General features: G+C 66.8%; 2 protein-coding genes. One reads left to right on the top strand and one right to left on the bottom strand.

All coding sequences use genetic code 11. The features are described from left to right. Positions 1-196: 196 nt before the first annotated feature. Positions 197-2,014, bottom strand: coding sequence for an ABCB family ABC transporter ATP-binding protein/permease (locus tag ACOJSF_RS01940; protein ID WP_420140552.1), 1,818 nt, complete (start codon positions 2,012-2,014; stop codon positions 197-199). Between the two features lie 100 nt (positions 2,015-2,114). Here ACOJSF_RS01940 and ACOJSF_RS01935 point away from each other — a divergent pair, with 100 nt between their 5' ends. Beyond that, positions 2,115-2,342 (top strand): hypothetical protein, encoded by a 228-nt coding sequence (locus ACOJSF_RS01935; RefSeq protein ID WP_420140551.1) that lies wholly within the window; start codon positions 2,115-2,117, stop codon positions 2,340-2,342. Positions 2,343-2,382 lie beyond the last annotated feature (40 nt).

Here is a 2,382-nt window from a genome sequence, read left to right as displayed (position 1 = left end):
CAGATCGACATAATGGATTCGCGCGCCCGGCACCTCGACGAAATCGCCATCGGGCGGCACCGCGCGTTCCGCCGCGCGCGCCGCCAGCGCCGACCAGATCGCCAGCCCGCCGCCGATCGCCCCCGCCGCGATCGCTGCGTTGCCCATCCATCTCGTCTGCCGCTCGTCCATCGCCCGTCCCCTTGTTCGGCGCCCGTTATTCGGCGGCGAGCGCGTCCTGCCGCTCCTGGGCCTGACGAGCCCACATCTCGGCATAGATGCCGCCGGCCCGCAGCAACTGGGCATGCGTGCCCTGTTCGGCAACCCTGCCCGCTTCCAGCACGACGATGCGGTCAGCGTGGACGATGGTCGACAGCCGGTGGGCGATGACGATCGTCGTCCGCCCCCGCTCAATCGTCTCCAGCGTCGCCTGGATCTCCGCCTCGGTTCGGCTGTCCAGCGCGCTGGTCGCCTCGTCCAGGATCAGGATCGGCGGGTCCTTCAGCAGCGTACGCGCGATCGCCACGCGCTGCTTCTCGCCGCCCGACAACTTCAGCCCACGCTCGCCGACGCGCGTCTTGTAGCCGTCGGGCAGGCTTTCGATGAAGTCGCCGATCGCCGCCCCGCGGGCCGCGCCCGCAATCTCGCCCTCGCCGGCGCCTTCGCGGCCATAGGCGATGTTGTAGCCGATGGTGTCGTTGAACAGCACGGTGTCCTGCGGCACGATGCCGATCGCGGCGCGCAACGTTTCCTGCTGCACCCGGGCGATATCCTGTCCGTCGATAAGGATGCGGCCCGACTGCACATCGTAGAAGCGGAACATCAGCCGCGCGATCGTCGACTTGCCCGCCCCCGAATGACCGACGATCGCCACCGTCGCGCCCGCCGGCACGTCGAGATCGAGGCCCTTCAGGATCGCCCGATCGGGTTCATAGCCGAACACAACGTTCTCGAACCGCACCGCGGCATTCTCGACACGCAGCGCCGGGGCGCCCGCCACGTCGCGCACCTCTTCACCCGTATCGAGCAGGTCGAACATCGCGCCCATGTCGATCACGCCCTGACGGATCGTGCGATAGACCCAGCCAAGCATGTCGAGTGGGCGGAACAGCTGGCTGAGCAGCGTCGACACCAGCACCACGTCACCCGGACTGAACCGCCCCGTCGACCAGCCCCAAGCGATCACGCCCATGCCCAGCGCCAGCATCCCGTTGGTGATGACCGACTGGCCGATATTGAGCCAGGCGAGGCTGTTCTCGCTCTTGGTCGCGGCATTGGCATAGGCGTGGACGGCGCGCTCGTACCGCTCCGCCTCGCGCCGCTCGGCGTTGAAATACTTCACCGTTTCGAAATTGAGCAGCGAATCGACCGCATGCGCGACCGCGCCGGTGTCGAGATCGTTCATCGCCTCGCGCAGCTTCTGGCGCCAGTCGGTGACGATCCGCGTGAAGCCGATGTAGATGACCACCATCGCCAGCGTCGAGGCGACCAGCCACCAGCCGAACCGCGAGCCGAAGATCTGGAGCACCAGCCCCAGTTCGAGAATCGTCGGCGCGATGTTGAAGAGCAGGAAATACAGCATCGTGTCGATGCTCTTGGTCCCCCGCTCGACCACCTTGGTGATCGCGCCCGTCCGCCGCTCCAGATGGAAGCGCAGCGAAAGCTGGTGGAGGTGGCGGAACACCGCGGCGGCCAGGCGGCGCGTCGCGTCCTGCCCCACCCGCTCGAACACCGCGTTGCGCAGATTGTCGAACAGCACCGTGCCCAGCCGCGCGGCGGCATAGCCGATGACGAGCAGCACGATCAGCGTCGCGGCGCTGCGATCGCCGCTCGCCATCCCATCGACGGCGCCCTGCAACGCGAACGGCGCGCCATAGACCTGCACCAGCTTCGAGCAGAGGACGAAAATCATCGCGACGACGATCCGCACCTTCAGCTGCGGCGCATCCTTGGGCCACAGATAGGGCAGGAAGCGCCGCACCGTCGGGATCAGGGGCCGCTCGACGGTGGAACTGGTGGTATCGATGGGGGGCATGTGGGCGCCAATCTGGGGTGCGGCGCGGGGACATGCAAACCTTTGCCCGAAAAGCAACGAAAATCTTTGCCTTGCGTTAAAGCGTACGGAGGCAAGGACGATGGAACCGCTCTATTTCGTAATGGCAATCATGGGCTGCGGCGACGCCGGCAGCGCATGCGAGCAGGCACGCGTCGAGCCGATCCGCTATCGCAGCGTCCTCGAATGCCAGGCGGCCATGCCCGACGCGCTCCGGCGCAACAGCGACCTGTCGTTCCCGGAACTGACCGCGGCGTGCCAGCAGCAGGGCATGCGCATGGCGGACGCTGCGGGGAAGCCGCGGGGTTGATTTCCAATGAGCTTTCCTGGCGTCAAACGTCATCCCAGCA

Origin of the sequence: Sphingomonas sp. (genome assembly GCF_048594985.1) — a bacterium.
GTDB lineage: Bacteria > Pseudomonadota > Alphaproteobacteria > Sphingomonadales > Sphingomonadaceae > Sphingomonas_I.
This window is presented reverse-complemented; position numbering and strand designations above follow the sequence as displayed.

Excerpts from the sequence above, each read along its gene's own strand:
- ACOJSF_RS01940 (WP_420140552.1), bottom strand. The coding sequence starts at position 2,014 with ATGCCCCCCATCGATACCACCAGTTCCACCGTCGAGCGGCCCCTGATC.
- ACOJSF_RS01935 (WP_420140551.1), top strand. The coding sequence starts at position 2,115 with ATGGAACCGCTCTATTTCGTAATGGCAATCATGGGCTGCGGCGACGCC.